Here is an 18,664-nt window from a genome sequence, read left to right as displayed (position 1 = left end):
CATGAACTCCACTCAGCTGCCGGTGATCTCCATTGTTGGACCCACCGGAACCGGCAAATCGGATCTGGCCATCGCGCTGGCCCAAGAATTGGGCGGCGAAATCGTGAACTCCGACGCGCTGCAGTTCTACCGCGGCATGAACATCGGCACCGCAAAGCTCGCCGAAGCCGAGCGCGGCGGCATCCCGCACCACCTGCTGGACATCATGAATATCCGCGAAGAGGCCTCCGTCGCCCAGTTCCAGGCCCAAGCCCGCGACCACTTCGACCAAATCCGCTCCCACGGCAAGGTGCCGATCATGGTCGGCGGCTCCGGGCTTTACGTACGCGCCGCGCTGGACGTGATCGACTTCCCGCCCACCGATCGCGCGGTCCGGGACCGGCTCGAAGCCGAGGTGCAGGAGCACGGGGACGGCGAGCTGCGCCGCCGGCTGGCAAAGGTCGACCCGGTTTCCGCGGACCGCAACCTCGATACCCGGCGTGCCGTCCGCGCGTTGGAGGTCTTCGAAATCTCCGGGCGCCCCTTCAGCTCCTACATGCCCAACCGCGAGTACTTCCAGCCGGCATTGCAGATCGGACTAAATTACGAGCGTCCCGCGTTACACGAGACACTGGCCGAACGCGTCCGTAAAATGGACCGCATGGGGCTGGCCGAGGAAGTTGCCGAACTCTTGGGCCAGGGGCTACGCGAAGGCAAAACCGCCGCGCGCGCCATCGGCTACCAGCAGTACACCGACTACCTGGACGGCAAGATCGACCGGGGCCAAGCCATCGAGGACACCATCGTGGCCACCCGGAAGTTCGCCCGCCGCCAGCTGACCTGGTTCAACGCCGACCCGCGGGTGCACTGGCTGAACCCGAAAGAACCCGGGCTGCTGGGCAAAGCACAGCAGCTGCTCCGCCCGAGCGACCCCACCATCTAAAGGAGCGCAATGTACCGCACCGAACTAGCCCAGCTTGCCGGACTGCCCTTCGCCAAGGGACACGCCACCGGAAACGACTTCGTGCTGCTCGCGGACCCCGAGGCCAAGCACGAGGTGACGCCAGAGCAGGTCGCGGCCCTGTGCCACCGCCGCTTCGGCATCGGCGGCGACGGGCTGATCCGCGCCGTGCCCACCTCCCAGGTCCCCGGCTTCGAGCAGCAGGCCCTGGAACACCCCAAGGCCTACTGGTTCATGGACTACCGCAATAACGACGGGTCCATCGCCGAAATGTGCGGCAACGGCGTACGCGCCTTCGTGCACTATCTGCTCGCCGAGGGGCTGGTCAACCTCCCGATCGGTGCCAGCCTGCTCATCGGCAGCCGCGCCGGAGTCAAGGAAGTCACCCGCCTGGCCGATGGCTACGCCGCTAACCTCGGCCCCTGGGGGCTGATCTTCGAGCAGCAGGCCGCGGCGGACTCGGTCGACTCGATGGTCAAGCCGCGCGACTGGGAGCAGGCACTTCCCGCCTTGAGCATCACCATGGGCAACCCGCATACCGTGGCGGCCCTGCCCGATGCGCAGATGCTGGAGAACCTCGACCTGTTTTCCGCACCCGAAGTATCCCCGGCTCCGCCGAACGGCAGCAACGTGGAATTCGTGGTTCCCTCCGAACCGCTGATCACCGATGGCGTCGCGCAGCTGAAGATGCGCGTGCACGAGCGCGGTGTGGGGGAGACCCTCTCCTGCGGCACCGGGGCCTGTGCCGCGGCGGCCGCCATGCGCTACTGGGCGCGCGGCACGGCACTGATCAACCAGTGGGCCGTCGAAGTGCCCGGCGGGCTGGTCGGCGTGGAATTCGCACCTACCGACGACGGCAAGGAAGACACGATTCTCTCCGGGCCCGCCGCATTGGTGGCCCGCGGCGTGATCGGCGCCAGCTGACCCAAGACGGGAACAGCCTGCTACCGAATCACTGGATTCGGTGGCAGGCTGTTGCTGGTTAAAGATGACCGGTGCGCTCTATGACCTCAGGCTTTGCAAGCTTCAAGGTGGATAGCATGATTCATCCGCCCAGGTCTTCAAAGCGTAGCTAACCGCCTATTTTGTAGGTACAGCTGGCTATGATCTGAGCATGAGCAAAGACTACTTCACGCCGCCAACCGTTCAGCATGTCCAAACCGAAGGTGGTCTATTACAGGTCGTCGGTAAAGTACTTACTGCATGTGGTTTAGTCATCGGCTTGGTGGTGCTATTTCTTGGAGGAAACCCAGCACTTCTCTCGCTTGTCCCGCTAGGGTTACTCATCACGATCGCCGGGTATGTCCAGCAGATCGCCGTGGCAACTGCGGCTTCGTATTTACTTGCGATGAATGAAGCGGGTACCGCTGATTCGACTGAAGCGACTGGAGAACGACCCCTTTGAAAGTACTAGCCTTGGGGCTCGGGAACACTCGTTAATAAACGCCATGAAGTAGCCGATAGCTGGGTTCAAAGCGAGTCTCCTGTTTGCAAGGATCCGGCGGCGGGGACATCAAAAGTGTTTTCACATATGACGGCAGTGGATTTGCGAATTCATCTGCGACTCGCAAATCAGTTCAAACGCATGCGGTCGTCGGATCACCGATTCCGTTGCAGGACAAGATGATTTTTCGACTTAGCGGCACGGCACTGATCAACCAGTGGGCCGTCGAAGTGCCCGGCGGGATGGTTGGCGTGGAATTCGCACCCACCGGCGACGGCAAGGAAGACACGATTCTCTCGGGCCCCGCCGCATTGGTGGCCCGCGGCGTGATCGGCGCCAACTAACCCAAGACGAAAACAGCCTGCTACCGAATCACTGGATTCGGTGGCAGGCTGCTTCGCTTAAGTCTTCAATCCCGGTTAGGCCGGGCGGGCCACTTTCAGCACGCGGAAGGCCTTGGCTGTCGCCTCGCGGGTGATCTTCCAGTCCTCCGGCAACTGGGTTCCCAGCCACTTCTGCAACGAGTCGCTGCCCAGGTTCTTCTGCACCACCAGCCAGGCGTCGCCGCCCGGTGCCAAGCGCGGAAGCCAAAGCAGCAGCAGTTCGTGCAGGGCTTCCTTGCCGATGCGGATCGGCGGGTTGGACCAGATGGTGTCGAATTCAAGGTCCGGATCCACCGAGTCCGGGGTGCCTACGGTGACTTTGGACAGCCCCATACTTTGCGCATTCAGCTTGGCAAGATCGATCGAACGCTCGTTGACGTCCACACCGAAAACTTCGGACTCCGGGCTCTGCAATGCGGCGGTCAGCGCGATCGGGCCCCAACCGCAGCCGATGTCCAGGATCCGCCCGCGCGGGGTCGGGACATGCTCCAGCAGCACGGCGGTGCCCTTGTCCAGCCCGGCGGGGGAGAAGATGCCCGGCGCCGTCTGCACCTGATGGCGCTGGCCGTTCAATTCCACCGCGATGCTGCGGCGTTCGTCGGCCGAGGCGGGGCTGGCGCTGAAGTAATGATCCGAGGTCATGCACCAAAGATTATCGCCTGCGCGCAAAGCCGGGCAAACAACGTGAGCTACACGATATAGGCGCGCGGCGCATTCCACTGATAGAGTTTTACCTATGACTTTGATTTTCGTCTAATACGTAACCCACTCGGTTACCAGGGTTCCCCGGAGAACCGGCGCTGATTTCGCGCGCCCACCGGATACATGAACCTGCAGACGGCAAGGTCCTTTTCTTTTTCTTTCTGGATTCTCCGCACCACTTCGTGCCCCGCCGCAGTCTCTTGGTAACCGCCCCTTCACCTGATCACCGACAGCAATTTGTCTTGAGCACAAGGACCGGTATGACCGAACACCCACCGACATCTGATCGCGCCACCTCGCGAAGTGGGGGTACCCCGCACTATTCTGTACAGAGAAGTTCTTCTAAGGAGACCATGACTAACTCCGAGTCACACGAGCAAGACGCGGCATCAATGGATGATGCCCAGATCAAGGCAGCCATCGACCGCATTCTGGCGGCCGACGACGCACAAGCCCCTGCCGTATTCCACGCCGACGAACCGGTCGAGGAGCACATCTTCTCCGGACAGGCGACCGCGCTGAACCGCTTCTCCGCCGAGCATTCATCCTTCGACGGGGACCAAGACGATTTAGCCGACCGCCGCGCGCTGCGCCGCGTGGCCGGGCTCTCCACCGAGCTGGAAGATGTCACCGAGGTCGAATACCGCCAGCTGCGCCTGGAACGCGTGGTGCTCGCCGGCATCTGGACCTCCGGCAGCGTCACCGACGCGGAAAACTCCTTGCGCGAACTCGCCGCGCTGGCCGAAACCGCCGGCTCCGAGGTGCTCGACGGGGTCGTGCAGCGCCGCAGCAAACCCGATTCCTCCACCTTCCTCGGCTCCGGCAAGGCCATAGAGCTGCGCGACATCGTCGCGTCCACCGGCGCCGATACCGTCGTGGTGGATGCCGAACTCGCCCCCTCGCAGCGCCGCGCGTTGGAGGACATCGTCAAGGTCAAGGTCATCGACCGCACCGCGCTGATTTTGGACATCTTCGCGCAGCATGCCAAGTCCCGCGAAGGCAAGGCCCAGGTCGAACTGGCGCAGCTTGAATACCTGCTGCCGCGCCTGCGCGGCTGGGGCGAGTCCATGTCCCGCCAGGCCGGTGGCCGGGTGGGTGCCGCCGGTGGCGGCATCGGTTCGCGCGGTCCGGGCGAAACCAAGATCGAGATGGACCGCCGCCGCATTCGCGACCGGATGGCCAAGCTGCGCCGCGAGATCAAGGCGATGAAGCCTGCCCGCGAGGCCAAGCGCGCCAACCGCAAACGCAACCAGGTCCCGGCCGTGGCCATCGCTGGCTACACCAACGCCGGCAAGTCCTCGCTGCTCAACCGGCTGACCAACGCCGGGGTGCTGGTGGAGAACGCGCTGTTCGCCACCCTGGATCCCACCGTGCGCCAATCGGAAACCGCCGACGGGCTGACCTACACGCTGGCCGATACCGTCGGGTTCGTCTCCAACCTGCCCACCCAGCTGGTGGAGGCCTTCCGCTCGACGCTGGAAGAAATCGCCGACTCGGATTTGATCCTGCACGTGGTCGATGCCTCGCATCCGGACCCCGAGGGGCAGATTCAGGCGGTGCGCACGGTGCTGGCCGAGGTCGACGCGCTGAACATTCCCGAGATCATCGTGCTGAACAAGGCCGATGTGGCCGACCCGATCGTCATCGAACGGGTGCGCAACCGGGAGTCGAACACCACGATCGTTTCGGCGCGCACCGGGGAAGGCATCGAGGCGCTGCTCGAGCAGATCAGCAGCTCGATCCCGCGGCCCGAGGTGCAGTTGGAAATCCTCATCCCGTACGACCGCGGAGACCTGATCGCCAAGCTGCACCAGAGCGAATCGGAAATATTGGAAAGCGAACACACAGATCACGGAACCCGGATGATCGTCAAGGTGCGAGAATCCCTCGCGGTTCAGTTGGAGACTTTCAACCTACATGGATAAGCAAGAGCAGGTCCTGGACCTTCTGGAAACCGCGGTGACCTCCATGGGCGGCCAGATGCGCGTCGGCCAGCAGCAGATGGTCAAGCATATGGTCGAGGCACTGGAGGACGAAAAACACCTGCTGGTGCAGGCCGGCACCGGCACCGGGAAGTCGATGGGCTACCTGATCCCGGCGCTCGCCCATGCGCAAACCAGCGCGAAGCCGGTGATCGTGTCCACCGCAACCCTCGCCTTGCAGTCCCAGATCGTGGGGCGCGATGTGCCGCGGCTGCTCGAAGCGCTCAAGGGCAAGCTCTCCCGCCCGATGGATGTGGCCCTGCTCAAGGGCCGGGCCAACTACCTCTGCCAGTACAAGCTCGGCGGCGGGTACCCGGATGACAGCGAGGGGACGCTGTTCGAAATGGACGCGCCGGCCGCGCCGGCCGGACAGATGTTCTCCCCGCTGGCCGCCGAGGTGCTGAAGCTGCGCGACTGGGCGGAGAAGACCGATACCGGGGACCGCGACGAGCTGGTCCCCGGGGTCAGCGACAAGGCCTGGAAACAGGTTTCGGTCTCGGCCATGGAATGCCTGGGCGCCCAAAAGTGCCCGATGGCCGATGAGTGCTTCTCCGAAATGGCCCGGGCGCGGGCCGCCGAATCCGACGTGGTCATCACCAACCATGCGCTGCTCGCGGTCTCCGCTTTCGAAGGCCTCTCGGTGCTGCCGGACTTCGAGGTCGCGATCATCGACGAGGCCCACGAGCTGCAGGACCGGGTGACCAGCTCGGTCTCCGGAGCGCTTTCGGCACGCGGGGTGCTCACCGCCGCAGGCGGCGCCAAAAGGCACTGCGGCGTGAACGTCGACGAGCTGACCAAGGCCGCCGGCCGACTGGAGAAGTCGCTCACCGGGGTGCCCACCGGGCTGCTGGAGCGCGGGCTGCGCGAAGATATGGGCATCGCACTGAACGACATCGTCGAACAGGCCCGCCTGGTGCTGGCGCTGTCCAAGCCGGAGGCGAACGCCCCGGCGGACGGGGGCCGGCAGACCGCCCGCTCGCAGATGCAGGCGGTGATGGACGACGCGATCCGCATGCTCGAAGCCGAGGAACGCCGCGAGGTGCTCTTCACCTCCCGCCCGCGTGAATTCATCGAGGGCCGCGGCTACGTGGAAACCGATGACAGCCAACCGGCGACGCTGAACGTCGCCCCGCTCTCGGTGGCCGGCAAGCTGCGCGAGGGCCTGTTCGACGGGCGCACCGTCGTACTCACCAGCGCCACCCTGGCCATCGGCTCGCAGTTCGATTCGGTGGCCGGATCGCTCGGGCTCATGGGCCAAGGCGCCCCGACCTGGACCGGGGTGGATGTCGGCAGCCCGTTTGACTACCCGAACCAGGGCATCCTCTACGTCGCCAAGCACCTGCCCAAGCCCGGGCGCCAGCTGGCCGCCGAGACGCTGGACGAGATCGAGGACCTGATCACCGCCTCCGGCGGCGGCGCGCTGGCGCTGTTCACCTCCAAGCGTTCGGCCGAGGAGGCCGCGGCGATCCTGCGCGAGAAGCTCGACGTGAAAATCCTCTGCCAGGGCGACGCGAGCATGAAGTCGCTGGTCGCGGACTTCTCCGCGGAGCGCGACACCTGCCTGTTCGGCACCATGACCCTCTGGCAGGGCGTGGATGTTCCCGGGGATTCCTGCCGCCTGGTGATCATCGACAAGATCCCCTTCCCGCGCCCCGACGACCCGATCTCCAAGGCCCGCACCGAGGACGTGGCCAAGCACGGCGGCAACGGCTTCATGCAGGTCTCCGCGACCCACGCGGCCATCCGCCTGGCCCAGGGCGCCGGCCGCTTGATCCGTTCGGTGCAGGACAAGGGGGTGGTCGCGGTCCTCGACTCGCGCATGGCCACCGCCCGCTACGGCTCATTCCTGAAAAGTTCGCTGCCGCCGATGTGGCCGACCACCGACAAGAAGGTCATCACCGGCGTGCTGCAGCGCCTGAAACCGGAAAAGTAGCCGGCGCCGGAGCTTCCACTCCCGCTTATCCACACCCTGCGCCCGATCCGCCGGCCCCCGCCCGCGGACCGTGCAGGGTGGTGGGCATGGAAGAACTCAGCAGCAACCAGGCGGCCCTCGGGGCGATGGCCCAGGCCATCACCACCCTCGATGCCGCCTGCGCGCAGCTCTCTTCCGAGGAACTGCCCGCCGGCCAGGCCGCCTACTTCGCCTGGCTGGCCGAACGCACCGCGCAGACCCTGTCCCGCCTGCAGATCCATGCGGCGGACGCGGTTCAGCGCAGCGGCAGCCATCAGCTGGATACCGAATCCCTCGATGCCATCGCCGACGCCGGCGCCGCACCCACGGACGAGCAGCTCGCCGCACTGCACGGCACCTGCACGCTGGGCCGCAGCAGCTTCAAGGACGCCGCAGACCTGCACTCCGGCTGGCTGGGCATCGCCCACGGCGCGGCCCTCTCCCGGCTCGCGGCCGCCGGCTCGCTGATCGCCAAGGTCACCGAGGCGGGGGAGCGCACCACCCCCGATTGCCCGCAGCTTGCCACCCACTTCGCGAACCGCAACGTGGATCCGCGCCCAGCGATCGGTGCCGCCCGGGCCATCCGCAACGCCGAAGCGGACCTGCCCGGCCCGCAGGCCCGTGCCCAGCTCGAAGCGCAGGCAGTCAGGCTCATCGCCCAGGAGCCGGCCAGCGCCGCGAAACACCTGTCCGGCCTCATCGCCGAACAGCTCCAGTCCCAGCGCCCGCCCGAGGCGCTGTTCGCCGAGGCCGGGCTCTTCCCCCGCGGCACAAAAGGCGGGCTGGTCATCTACCAGCTCAAGGTCTTCCCGCACGATGCCGAACTCATCGAGTCGCTCCGCGCCAAAATCGACAACCCCAACACCATCGCCGGCAACCGCGAGCAGCTCAACGAGCTCGTCCACGCCAGCTATCCTAAGCACGCCGAGCCCACGCCATCTGCCGAGCCCACCCCATCGGTCGAGCCCGAAACCCCGGTTGCGCCAATGCCACCCACCCCCAGGGAATGGGATGATGCACCGAGCATGCCCGGTTGGGCCCGCACCCCGGATGCCGAAGCGACGGAAGCCGAACCACCGAAACCACCCAGCAACCTCGCCGCGCCGCCCGAACGGCCCTTCGAAGACCTGAGCCCGGCCCTGCGCCACCTGACCGGATTGCTCGCGGTGCTGCGCGCCAATCGCGTCGGCGGCAAGAATCCGGGCGCCGGGCTGATCACCCCGCAGGTGATCGTGCACCTGAACTACGAGAAAATGCTCGATGGCGCCGCCAGCTTCGCCAGCACCGAAAACGGTCTGCCGCTGACCGCGGCGTCGGCCCGAACGCTGATGTGCAACGCCGGAATCTACCCGGTGGTGCTGGACGGCAAAAGCCAAGCGCTGGACATCGGCCGATCCAAACGCCTTTTTCCACCGCATATGAAACGCGCTCTGGCGGCCCGCGACCGCGGTTGCATCTACCCGGGCTGCCGGATGCCGGCCAGCCGTTGCGAGGCGGACCACGTCGACCCGTGGGAGGAGGGCGGACAGACCCGCGTGGATCGTGGCGTACTGCTCTGTCCCATGCATCACCACGCACGCCATGCCGGGCTTTTCAGCCTCGTGGTGGCCGAGGGCAAACCTCCGGCGGTGCTGCTGCCCAAATTCTTGGACCCCGATCAACAACCGCGGCGCAACACCTACTGGTTCTCGGCCGCCGAAGTGCTCGCCGCCTGATCCCGCCCGCTCGATGTGCTCGATGCCGGCGGGCGAAGCGGCTACGCTGGTGCACACAACCGGAGAACTGAGTAGTGGGAGCCGACTCGTGAATGAAGCGCAGCATCAGCCAGGCATCCACGATCCCGCACACTGGGAGGCCCTGGCCGCGGTGGCAGGCGAGGACCTGCACGCCCGATTCGGCCATCGGCTCATGGGCCTGCCCGGCACCTGGATCGGCTCGCTGCATGCGATGCCTGCCGCGCCAGCGCCTAGAAAACGCCCGCGCCCCTGGTCCGAATGGCACTACTGGTGGCAGGCACACTATCTCGACGCGATCCTCGACGCGGCCTTCCATGAGCTGCACTCCGGTCACCGGTGCGCGGCCCAGAGGCACTGGCGGCGGGCCAAACAGCTGCTGCGCGGCATCCTGCTGCGCAATTTCGGCCGCTTCCCGAATTACTTCTACGACGACATGGCCTGGTTGCTGCTTGCCAGCCAACGGCTCAATGGGCTGAGCCAGCAGCTCACCGCCCGCCCGGCGCTGCTCGCCACCCTAGCCATGCGTGCACTGGGTCGACAGCTGGTGCGCGGCCAAGACGAGAAGCTCGGCGGCGGGCTTTACTGGTCGCGCAAACGCGACTTCAAGAACACGCCCACCAACGCCCCGGCGGCCCTGTATTTCGCACGCATCGCGGATTTAGACACCGCCACCGGGCTGCTGGACTGGCTGCGCCGCGAGCTTTACAGCACACCTTCCGGGCTCTACCTCGACGGCATCCGCCTGACCGCCGGCGGCCCGCGCACCGAGGAAGCGATCTACACCTACAACCAGGGCACCGTGCTCGGTGCATTGCTGGCCGCCGGGTCCGCGGAGCATCTGGCGCAAGCTGTCTCGCTGATCCAGGCGATCAACGATCGGCTCGCCACTGCGGCACAGGGCCTGCGCCTGGAATCCGGTGGAGACGGCAATCTGTTCACTGGAATCCTCTGCCGCTACCTGGCGCTCGCCGCGAACGATGAACGCCTGCCCGCCGCGACCCGGCGCACCGCCGCGCGATTGGTCTGCGACACGGCGAGCCAGCTCGCGGACCGGGTCGAGACGGAGCTTTCTGCGGCCACCCAACGCTGGACGATCCTCCAGGCGGCCGGGCGCGTGAGCCTGCCGCCGAGCCAGCTCGACGCAAAATAAAAGCCATCCGGTCTCACCGAGAATGGGTGAGGCCGAATGGCTCGTTGGAACAGACTTGCCCGCTACAGCGAGCGCATCACCGACACGACGCGTCCCATCACCGTGGCAGCGTCGCCGAGAATCGGCTCGTAACGTGAATTCTGTGGCAGCAACCAGGTGTGGCCATCGCGCTGACGGAAGGTCTTCACCGTGGCTTCCTCGTCAAGCAATGCGGCCACAATATCGCCGTTCTCCGCGGTCTGCTGGCGACGGACGACCACCCAGTCGCCATCGCAAATTGCCGCATCCACCATCGAATCGCCCGACACCTTGAGCATGAACAGCTCGCCGTGGCCAACCAGCTGGCGTGGTAGGGAAAAGACGTCTTCGACGGTTTGCTCCGCCAAAATTGGTCCACCGGCGGCGATGCGTCCGACCAAGGGAACCATCGTGGTATCCGCCGAGGAGCTCAGCTCGATGACCTTCGTGTCCTCAACGGGTTCCGGCGCGCTCTGCGGCTCGCTGCTTCCCTCGCCGTCCTCCGCAAGCTGCAACGGAAGCAAAATCTCCATGGCTCGAGGACGCCTCGGGTCGCGACGAATGTACCCAAGCTTTTCGAGCTGACCGAGCTGGTGAGTCACGCTCGAAAGGCTTTTGAGCCCGACCGAGTCGCCAATCTCACGCATCGACGGCGGATAGCCATTCTTGCCGATCGCACGCTGGATGGTTTCGAGGATCTTTTTCTGACGTATCGTCAGCGAACGGGCGTTCGACCGGGGAGTGCGCTGTGATGCTGACATGTATTTTTGCCTTCCCTTGCATTCGGTCCTCAGTTCGAAGCTACAAACTGTCGGTGCCCAATGTTGTGATGTATTCATTGATCGACTACTTCGAAATCTTAGTTGATCACAGGGCTTCTTTCAAAGATTTGTTCGAAAACATCTGGACAAGTTCGATCTGGCTCTGTTAGAAAAGATGTACTAGTATCGAACAGGTGTTCGAAGATTGCATTCGAATATTGGTTCGCATCACACGTAACCGTTGAGGAGAAAAAGTCGTGGCAACTCTGGCACTTCACCCACAGCAGAGCAAAAGACCAATGAGGATCCGCATCAACCGTCGGGGTTGGGCAGTACTGGTAGGCATACCGGTCTTCCTCCTCACGATCGCCGCGGCGTTCATGTTCACCAGCAGCGCCCAAGCATCCACGGACCTGCCCAGCGGCCCGGCGACTGTGGAGGTCACCGTGATTCCCGGTGACACTCTATGGGGGCTGGCCAGCGAGTACGCTGCAGGCTACGAAGTCAACGCGGCGATGAACCACATTGAGGAATTGAACTCCATCGATGCTGGTGTGCTGTACGTCGGGGACACTTTGGATATCCCCGTACTTTCAAACTAGGTGCCAGCTCACCATTGTTACCTGTTCTTGTCGTGGATTCACCGGCGAGAGCGCCTCACCATTAGAATTAATGCGTGAATGACCGTAGTGAACTTCTGAGTCAGCTGCCCCTGCGTGAGAATCTCCGCGGGCTATCCCCATATGGAGCGCCACAAATTGACGTTCCCATTCAGCTGAACGTCAACGAGAACACCCATCCATTGCCAGCGACAGTTATCGATGCCATCGCTCAGGAAGTAGCCAAAGCGGCTGCCGGCCTGAACCGTTACCCGGATCGTGAATTTACCGAATTGCGCGAGCTGCTCGCCGACTACCTCGGTCACGAACTGACCCGCGACAACATTTGGGCCGCAAACGGCTCGAACGAAATTCTCCAGCAGATCCTGCAGGCCTTCGGCGGCCCGGGGCGCAGCCTGCTGAGTTTCGTCCCCACGTACTCGATGTACCCGTTGCTCGCAAGTGGCACCGATACCGAATTCATTGCCGGAAACCGTGCCGAAGACTTCACCCTCTCGGCCGAATCCGCCGCCGCGCAGGTGCGCGAACACCGCCCAAACGTGGTATTCCTGTGCTCCCCGAATAACCCGACCGGAACCGCACTGGGCTTGGACGTTATCGAAGCGGTCTATGAGGCCGCCAGCGAAACCGACGCCATGGTGATCGTGGATGAAGCCTACGCAGAATTCTCGCTGGCAGGTACCCGATCGGCGCTCACCCTGCTCGAAGGGCGCCAGCGCTTGATCGTCTCGCGCACGATGTCCAAGGCTTTCGGCCTGGCCGGCGCCCGCGTGGGCTATCTAGCGGCGGCCCCCGAGGTGACCGACGCGATTCGCCTGGTGCGCTTGCCCTATCACCTCTCGGCGGTTACCCAAGCAACCGCCATCGCTGCGTTGAAGAATATCGAGCTGCTGCTCGCGCAGGTCGAAGACATCAAGACCCAGCGCGACCGCATCGTGTCCACGCTGATCGATCTCGGCTTGAAGCCATCTGTCTCGGATTCGAACTTCGTCTTCTTCGGCGGACTGGAGGATCCGCACGCCATCTGGCAGGGCCTGTTGGATGCCGGCATCATTGTCCGCGACAATGGAATCAAGGGAACGCTGCGCGTCACCGCCGGCACCGAAGCCGAAACCACCGCCTTCCTGGAGCACCTGGCCTTGTTGCTGGGTGCCCAGAAGTAGAATTCACCCACAAGCGAAGGAAGACATGTCTGCCGAATTGATTGGCGCTCGTCGCGCCCGGATGGAACGCGAGACCAGCGAATCATCAGTTTTCGTCGAGTTGGACCTGGACGGGACCGGGGTCTCGGAAATCAGCACGAGCGTGCCGTTCTATGACCACATGCTCACCGCCCTGTCCAAGCATTCGCTCATCGACCTGACCGTGCGTGCCACCGGAGATACCCATATCGACGTGCACCACACGGTGGAAGACGTGGCCATCACCATCGGCGAGGTGCTGCGCGTGGCCCTGGGCACCAAGGCGGGAATTCGCCGCTTTGGCACCTCCTACGCACCGCTGGACGAGGCGCTGTCGCGTTCGGTTGTCGACGTCTCCGGCCGCCCGTACCTGGTGCACGGCGGGGAACCGGCAGGCCAGGAATACCACCTGATCGGCGGGCACTTCACCGGTTCGATGACGCGGCACGTATTCGAGGCCATCACCTTCCATGCGCAGATCTGCGCGCATATCGAGGTGCTCTCCGGACGCGATCCGCACCACATCGTCGAGGCCCAGTTCAAATCATTCGCTCGCGCGCTGCGTGAAGCGGTCGAGCCGGACGCCCGCATGGGCGACAAGATCCCATCCACGAAGGGTGCCCTCTAAGTGGCGAAAAAAACTGTCGTCGTCCTCGATTACGGATCCGGCAACGTCCGCTCGGCCGTGCGGGCGCTGGAAGCCGCCGGCGCCGAGGTGGAGCTGACCGCGGATCCGAAAGCGATCTTGGCCGCCGATGGCCTCGTCGTTCCCGGCGTGGGAGCCTACGCCTCGGTGATGGAGCAGCTGACCAAGGTCGGCGCGCTGCGGTGGATTGGCCGCCGCATCGCCGGTGGCCAGCCGGTGCTGGGCATCTGCGTAGGACATCAGGTGTTCTTCGAGCAAGGTGTTGAGCACGGGGTGAAAACCGAAGGCATCGGCGAGTGGCCCGGTGTGGTCGAGCGCCTGCAAGCAGAGGTCATCCCGCATATGGGATGGAATACCGTGCGCCCACCGGAGAACTCCCGGCTCTTCGCCGGGATCGAGGACGAGCGGTTCTACTTCGTGCATTCCTATGGCGTGCAGAAGTGGGAGTTCGATGTTACCCAACCGGCGATGACCCCGCCCCAGGTCACTTGGTCCACCCATGGCACCGATTTCGTCGCGGCCGTGGAAAACGGTCCGCTGTCCGCCGTGCAATTCCACCCGGAAAAGTCCGGCGACGCCGGGGCGCGGTTGCTGCGCAACTGGTTGGAGACACTTTAGGACATGTGGGCCATCATCCTGCTAACCCTCGGTGCTTTCCTCGCCGGTGGCGCGATCTCGCTCAAAAGCCAGAAAGCGCACATCTCGTGGATCATCGCGTTATGGGCCTTGGCCGCCGCGGCAATCGTCGCCGGCTGGGTTCAGACTCTCTAGACATTAGCGACAGAAGGAAATTATGAGCGAGCAACCAATTCTTGAACTGCTCCCGGCGGTAGATATCGCCGGAGGCCAAGCCGTTCGCCTGGTGCAGGGCGAAGCCGGGTCGGAAACCGGATACGGCGATCCGCTGGAGGCGGCCCTGTCCTGGCAGCGCGAAGGGGCCGAATGGCTCCACCTGGTGGATCTCGACGCGGCCTTTGACCGCGGCAACAACACCGAGGTGGTCCGCCGCATCGCCGATGAACTGAACATCAAGGTGGAACTCTCCGGCGGCATCCGCGACGATGCCTCGCTGGAGCGCGCCTTGGAATTCGGGGCCACCCGGGTGAACCTGGGGACCGCGGCCTTGGAGAATCCCGAATGGACCGCGCGCGTCATCGAACGCTTCGGCGAGCAGATCGCGGTGGGCATGGACGTGCGCGGTACCACGCTGTCCGGCCACGGCTGGACCAAGGACGGCGGCGACCTCTGGGACGTGCTGGCACGCTTGGAAGATGCCGGCTGCGCCCGCTACGTGGTCACCGACGTGACCAAGGACGGCACCTTGCGCGGTCCGAACGTTGAACTGCTGCGCGAAATCTGCGCAAAGACCACCAAACCGGTGATCGCCTCCGGCGGCATCTCCTCGCTGGAAGATCTGCGCGTGCTACGCGAATTGGTCTCGGAGGGTATCGAAGGCGCGATCATGGGCAAGGCGCTCTACGCCGGCCAGTTCACTCTTGCCCAAGCGCTGGACGTGGCAGGCCGCCGCTAGCCTCCACCTGTCTCAACAGCGGACCCGAACCAGCGCACACACCGCGCAGGTTCGGGTCCTTTGCTTTCCGCGCCGGAACCGGGATGGGTGGCCAAGGTCATGAACAGATTCTCCTCGCAGGACTTTCGCATTTGGACCCGGCAGATAGCATAGTTGCATGAGCACTTCGCACCCCGAATCCGAACCCGAACGCCACCTGCCCGGGCATATCGCCGCGGCGTTGGCGCAAGCTGGCAACCGCGCAGATTCTGCCGGCCAAGGCTGGGATGGCCGGGACTTGAGCGGCGAGGAAAATCCGTTGCACAAGTTTGACAAGGACGATGGAGCCGCCGACCCGGCCGTGGTGCGCGCCCTGGCCGAACTCCGCGCGGGAACCGGAGACGAGGCCGGCGTGCATCGGGCCCTGTCCCAGGCTCGCGTCTTCGTGGCGGTTGTCGCCCAGCTGGGCGAGGAAGCGCTGACCGAACACGGTTTCGCCGCCGATAAGGAAGCCGACATGGCGCTGGTCAAGATCAAGGCACCCGACGGGCGGATGGCCTTGCCGGTATTCACCACGGTCGAGCGCTTGCAGGCCTGGCATGGCGAGGCCCGCCCGGTGGCGGTCTACGCACCCCGCGCGGCCCTGTCTGCGGTGAGCGAAGAAGCCCAACTGCTGGTGCTAGACCCGGGCAGCGACTTCACCTTCGTGCTGCGCCGTCCCGGAATGTGGAGCCTGGCCAAGCAAACCGATTGGACCCCGAGCTATCTCAGCGAGCACATCGCCAAGCTCGTTGAAGAGGCGACCGCCGGCTGTCGGGCGCTCCGCGCGGTGAAGGTGGCGCCGGGCCGGGGAGTCGGCTCGCGAGACGTCTCTGGAGCGGCAGTCCTAGGCGGCGGCCCCGGACCGGAGCTGAACCTGCAGTTCGTCTTCGCCGCCGGGACCCCCGAGCCCGAAGCCCGCCAGAGCACCAAAGACATCCATGGGCGCCTGGCCCAAAACCCAGAATTCGCAGAAGCGGTCGATTCGCTCGAAGTGAGTTTGCTCAGCGCACCAGACTAAGAGACAAGGACACCACCGGGTATGAAACGGTATTGGCAGATTCTGCGGCAGCCGCAGATTTCAACGCTGCTAGTCATCGGAATGATTGCCCGATTGCCGCACTCGGCGCTGAGCATGCTGCTGCTTCTGCATCTGGTCACGAACCTAGATCAGAGCTGGGTGTCCGCCGGACTGGTTACCGCGCTGATGACACTCGGCATTGCCATCGGCGCCCCGTGGCGCGGTGCCCGGGTCGATGCGTGGGGGCTGCGCCGGGCGCTGATCCCTTCGATCTTCGTCGAAACCATCGTCTGGTGCACCGTCCCGCACGTGTCGCTGGAGTGGGTGTACCCGCTGGCCTTCATCGGCGGGCTCTTCTCACTGCCGGTGTTCTCCGTAGTCCGTACCGCCCTGGGCATCATGACCACCGGAGATAACCGGCGCACCGCCTTTGCGCTCGATGCGACGGCCACCGAACTGGTGTTCATCGTCGGACCGGCCTCGGCAGGGATCGTCGCCACGCAGATCAGCAGCACCATCGGGCTGAGCGTCATCGGGGTGACCGCATCGGTCGCCGGTCTGGCGCTGATGATTTTGAACCCGCCTACGCGCAGCGATGACCCCAAGGCGGTGGCCCTGCGCGCCAACGTGCACGAGGAGCGCCTCGGCGCGGAGGCCAGTTTCATCGCCGCGGCCCCCTTCGGCGTGGCCGAGGTCGAAGGCGAATTGATCACCGCGGGTTGGAAGTCCGCGCGCGCCCGGATCAAGAGCCGCGGACGTGCGTTCAAGAGCCGCTTCAACTGGATCAGCGCCTCGGTGCTTGCGGTGTTCATCGCCGCCGGTGGTGCCGGTGCGCTGCTCACCGGCACCGAGGTGGGCATCGTTGCCGAACTCGAAGCGCAGTCACGCTCCGGTGACCTGGGGATCGTATTCCTCTTTTGGTGCGGTTCGTCGCTGATCGGCGGGCTGGTCTACGGCTCGATGAACCGGGCCATCTCCCCGCTCCTGCTGCTCTTGGCGATGGCGGTGCTGACGGTGCCCATGTACTTCGCCACCGACACCTGGAGCTTGGCGCTGCTCTCGCTCGCCCCTGGCCTGCTCTGCGCGCCCACGCTCTCGGCGGCCTCCGAATGGCTCACCGATCTGGTCGCGGAGAATCGCCGCGGCGAGGCCATGGGCTGGTACGGTTCTGCGATGACCACCGGCACCGCGCTCGGTTCACCGCTGACCGGCATCTTCGTGGATACGCTCGGACCCGCCCAGGCATTTATCGGCATCGGCTTGCTGGCGGTATTCATCGTGGTAATCGCATTGATCGCCCAGCAGATTCGCCGACGAGTGCGCCGCACCCGCCGCACCCGCCGCACCCGTCGCGCGCGGATGGGCGGCTTCGTTTAGGCAGAGGTGAGTTTGAGCTCGTAGTGATCCAGCCCGTCGGTGCTTGACCGCCCCGTGAAGCCTCTGCGCGCCAACAACTTGGCTGAGGCAACATTGGCTGGGTCAACCCGGGCGATCAAACGGCGCACCTGAAATAGTTCGGGGATCAGCCCTATCGCGTTATTGACCATGGCACCGGCGATTCCCTGACCCCAATAGCCGGGGGAGACCCAATACCCAAGTTCGACTCCCTCGGGTTTACGGGTGGCCACGACCAGCCCTGCCGGATGCCCCGCAGCGATAGCCACAAACCAGCGAGTGGCCCCAACCGTGGCCAGCGGCAGCGCGCTCAGTGCCAACTGGATTCGCTCGCCGATCGTCTGATCGTCCCAGACTGAGCCATCACCGATATAGCGAGTGACTCGTTCATCGGAGGCCAGGGAAATGACGAACGGCCGATGCCCCTCGTGCAATGGTTCCAGAACAATCTTCTGCGTTTGACGGTCCATCATTGATCCTGCCTCTCGTAGTGGAATCGTGCTTTTGCTAGCGCTCCGGCCCATCGGTTTTCAGCCGGGAGTAGCAGTACATGTCCTTGCGCTCGGTGCCGATCAGTTGCCAGCTTCGCAGTATTCCTTCGCGGGTGAAACCGCATTTTTCGGCGCCCCGCCAGGAACCTTCGTTCCATGGTTCGACGTACAGCTCCACCCGATGGATGGGCGCAAGCTCCAGGGCCCAAACGGTGAGTGCATCCATCGCCGCGCTCACCGCACCGCGTCCACGGTGTCCAGGATCGACCCAGTATCCGATACATCCGATACTTGCCCGGCCGGCGGCAACGTTGTGCAGCCACAAGCCGATTTGCCCGACCGCCCGATTCGTCTGCGCCTCGGCGATCGCGAAAGAATACCCGGTGCGCTCAGCCACGCGCTGTTGCTGCCTGTAAATGAAGTCCGCGAAGTCCTGGCTGGATCCCTTAATGGGAACGCTGGTGATCAACGGAATGAGCGGATCCAGCGAGGCCGCCTCGATCAGTGCCACGTCGCGGATGTCGAACGGCCGCAAGACATAGCGCCCGGCGTGCAGCACCGGCTGTTCGAAAGTCTCCATTAGTGAAGCCTATCTAGTGCAACGCGTTGTGGCTCGTTTCAATCCGGCAATATCTGTTCCGAAACGGAAAGTTCATGTTTAAACGAGCATGGATCCGCTTCCCAAAGGAAGCGG

Annotated in this window: 20 protein-coding genes; 16 read left to right on the top strand and 4 right to left on the bottom strand. The window is 64.4% G+C overall.

Annotated features, from left to right (window positions below; translation table 11 throughout):
* The first annotated feature begins 1 nt into the window (after position 1).
* From miaA to ACT3UA_RS08355, 4 genes are all read left to right on the top strand, one after another.
* Positions 2–922 carry a tRNA (adenosine(37)-N6)-dimethylallyltransferase MiaA gene (gene miaA / locus ACT3UA_RS08370; RefSeq protein ID WP_096288091.1) on the top strand — a complete coding sequence of 307 codons (921 nt, stop codon included), beginning with the start codon at positions 2–4 and terminating at the stop codon, positions 920–922.
* Positions 923–931: 9 nt separating this feature from the next.
* A complete protein-coding gene (gene dapF / locus ACT3UA_RS08365) occupies positions 932–1,864 on the top strand; it encodes a diaminopimelate epimerase (protein WP_096288089.1) in 933 nt (310 codons plus the stop codon).
* 190 nt (positions 1,865–2,054) lie between these two features.
* Entirely contained in the window at positions 2,055–2,345 is a 291-nt protein-coding gene (locus ACT3UA_RS08360) for a hypothetical protein (RefSeq protein WP_141393588.1), read from the top strand.
* Between the two features lie 218 nt (positions 2,346–2,563).
* Positions 2,564–2,728: a hypothetical protein gene (locus ACT3UA_RS08355; protein WP_176484253.1), complete on the top strand. Its 165-nt coding sequence runs from the start codon at positions 2,564–2,566 to the stop codon at positions 2,726–2,728.
* A gap of 75 nt (positions 2,729–2,803) precedes the next feature.
* Here the strand turns inward: ACT3UA_RS08355 and ACT3UA_RS08350 are convergent, their stop codons facing one another.
* Entirely contained in the window at positions 2,804–3,409 is a 606-nt protein-coding gene (locus ACT3UA_RS08350; RefSeq protein ID WP_096288087.1) for a class I SAM-dependent methyltransferase, read from the bottom strand.
* 320 nt (positions 3,410–3,729) lie between these two features.
* On the opposite strand from ACT3UA_RS08350, the gene hflX reads away from it, so the two are divergent.
* The 4 genes from hflX to ACT3UA_RS08330 all read left to right on the top strand — a co-directional run bounded on the left by hflX (position 3,730) and on the right by ACT3UA_RS08330 (position 10,288).
* Positions 3,730–5,394 (top strand): GTPase HflX, encoded by a 1,665-nt coding sequence (gene hflX / locus ACT3UA_RS08345; protein ID WP_374954801.1) that lies wholly within the window; start codon positions 3,730–3,732, stop codon positions 5,392–5,394.
* Entirely contained in the window at positions 5,387–7,384 is a 1,998-nt protein-coding gene (locus tag ACT3UA_RS08340; protein ID WP_444615955.1) for an ATP-dependent DNA helicase, read from the top strand. Before hflX ends, ACT3UA_RS08340 begins: the two co-directional genes overlap by 8 nt.
* Before the next feature lie 86 nt (positions 7,385–7,470).
* Positions 7,471–9,117: a DUF222 domain-containing protein gene (locus ACT3UA_RS08335; RefSeq protein WP_096288080.1), complete on the top strand. Its 1,647-nt coding sequence runs from the start codon at positions 7,471–7,473 to the stop codon at positions 9,115–9,117.
* Positions 9,118–9,166: 49 nt separating this feature from the next.
* A complete protein-coding gene (locus tag ACT3UA_RS08330; protein WP_176484252.1) occupies positions 9,167–10,288 on the top strand; it encodes a glycoside hydrolase family 76 protein in 1,122 nt (373 codons plus the stop codon).
* 62 nt (positions 10,289–10,350) lie between these two features.
* Here the strand turns inward: ACT3UA_RS08330 and lexA are convergent, their stop codons facing one another.
* Entirely contained in the window at positions 10,351–11,067 is a 717-nt protein-coding gene (gene lexA, locus ACT3UA_RS08325) for a transcriptional repressor LexA (RefSeq protein WP_096288076.1), read from the bottom strand.
* A gap of 299 nt (positions 11,068–11,366) precedes the next feature.
* Between lexA and ACT3UA_RS08320 the strand changes: the two genes are divergently transcribed.
* The 8 genes from ACT3UA_RS08320 (at position 11,367) to ACT3UA_RS08285 (ending at position 17,461) form a co-directional block, all read left to right on the top strand.
* Positions 11,367–11,669 carry a LysM peptidoglycan-binding domain-containing protein gene (locus tag ACT3UA_RS08320; protein ID WP_096288074.1) on the top strand — a complete coding sequence of 101 codons (303 nt, stop codon included), beginning with the start codon at positions 11,367–11,369 and terminating at the stop codon, positions 11,667–11,669.
* A gap of 74 nt (positions 11,670–11,743) precedes the next feature.
* Complete coding sequence (locus ACT3UA_RS08315) at positions 11,744–12,850, top strand: histidinol-phosphate transaminase (protein WP_096288072.1); 1,107 nt, start codon at positions 11,744–11,746, stop codon at positions 12,848–12,850.
* A gap of 25 nt (positions 12,851–12,875) precedes the next feature.
* Positions 12,876–13,496 (top strand): imidazoleglycerol-phosphate dehydratase HisB, encoded by a 621-nt coding sequence (gene hisB / locus ACT3UA_RS08310; RefSeq protein ID WP_096288070.1) that lies wholly within the window; start codon positions 12,876–12,878, stop codon positions 13,494–13,496.
* The gene (hisH, locus tag ACT3UA_RS08305) at positions 13,497–14,132 is read left to right on the top strand and encodes an imidazole glycerol phosphate synthase subunit HisH (RefSeq protein WP_096288068.1); all 636 of its coding nucleotides are present in this window, start codon (positions 13,497–13,499) and stop codon (positions 14,130–14,132) included.
* 3 nt (positions 14,133–14,135) lie between these two features.
* A complete protein-coding gene (locus ACT3UA_RS08300; RefSeq protein ID WP_176484251.1) occupies positions 14,136–14,285 on the top strand; it encodes a hypothetical protein in 150 nt (49 codons plus the stop codon).
* A 22-nt stretch (positions 14,286–14,307) separates the two neighbouring features.
* Positions 14,308–15,045: a bifunctional 1-(5-phosphoribosyl)-5-((5-phosphoribosylamino)methylideneamino)imidazole-4-carboxamide isomerase/phosphoribosylanthranilate isomerase PriA gene (gene priA, locus ACT3UA_RS08295; RefSeq protein ID WP_096288066.1), complete on the top strand. Its 738-nt coding sequence runs from the start codon at positions 14,308–14,310 to the stop codon at positions 15,043–15,045.
* A 157-nt stretch (positions 15,046–15,202) separates the two neighbouring features.
* On the top strand, positions 15,203–16,084 hold the full coding sequence (locus tag ACT3UA_RS08290; RefSeq protein WP_096288064.1) for an SseB family protein: 882 nt from the start codon (positions 15,203–15,205) through the stop codon (positions 16,082–16,084).
* Positions 16,085–16,105: 21 nt separating this feature from the next.
* A complete protein-coding gene (locus ACT3UA_RS08285) occupies positions 16,106–17,461 on the top strand; it encodes an MFS transporter (protein WP_096288062.1) in 1,356 nt (451 codons plus the stop codon).
* Here ACT3UA_RS08285 and ACT3UA_RS08280 read toward each other — a convergent pair.
* Both ACT3UA_RS08280 and ACT3UA_RS08275 read right to left on the bottom strand, forming a co-directional pair.
* Positions 17,458–17,952: a GNAT family N-acetyltransferase gene (locus tag ACT3UA_RS08280; protein WP_176484250.1), complete on the bottom strand. Its 495-nt coding sequence runs from the start codon at positions 17,950–17,952 to the stop codon at positions 17,458–17,460. The genes ACT3UA_RS08285 and ACT3UA_RS08280 overlap by 4 nt on opposite strands.
* A gap of 34 nt (positions 17,953–17,986) precedes the next feature.
* Positions 17,987–18,550, bottom strand: a complete 564-nt coding sequence (locus tag ACT3UA_RS08275; protein ID WP_096288058.1) for a GNAT family N-acetyltransferase — start codon at positions 18,548–18,550, stop codon at positions 17,987–17,989.
* Positions 18,551–18,664 lie beyond the last annotated feature (114 nt).

Origin of the sequence: Glutamicibacter sp. 363 (genome assembly GCF_052379505.1) — a bacterium.
In the GTDB taxonomy this organism is placed as follows: Bacteria; Actinomycetota; Actinomycetes; order Actinomycetales; family Micrococcaceae; genus Glutamicibacter.
Note: the sequence above shows the minus strand (reverse complement) of the source record. Positions and strands in the feature narration are given on the sequence as shown.